Source organism: Paraburkholderia sp. SIMBA_027, from assembly GCF_046535315.1.
GTDB classification, from domain to species: Bacteria; Pseudomonadota; Gammaproteobacteria; order Burkholderiales; family Burkholderiaceae; genus Paraburkholderia; species Paraburkholderia tropica.
In genome coordinates this window covers 1-251 of record NZ_JAWRWY010001194.1, presented here as the reverse complement: position 1 = coordinate 251, position 251 = coordinate 1, and the positions used below count along the sequence as shown (strand labels likewise).

General features: G+C 66.1%; 1 pseudogene. It reads right to left on the bottom strand.

Annotated features, from left to right (window positions below):
• Positions 1-251: pseudogene (locus SB764_RS42925) on the bottom strand (heavy metal translocating P-type ATPase); the annotation flags it as partial.

The following is a 251-nucleotide window of genomic DNA, read 5'->3' as shown; positions in this document are numbered from 1 at the left end:
GGCTTCGGCAATCGGATGTTCCGAGCGGCCCTCGACGGCGGCGACCAGCGTCAGCACCTCGTTATCGGCGAAGCCTTCCGCAACCACCAGATCGGTCAGTTCCGGGCGACCCTTGGTGACAGTGCCGGTCTTGTCGACCACGACGATCTGCGCCGAACGCAATTCCTGCAGCGCCTGTCCCTTGCGGAACAGCACGCCAAGTTCCGCCGCCCGGCCGGTGCCGACCATGATGGATGTCGGCGTGGCGAGAC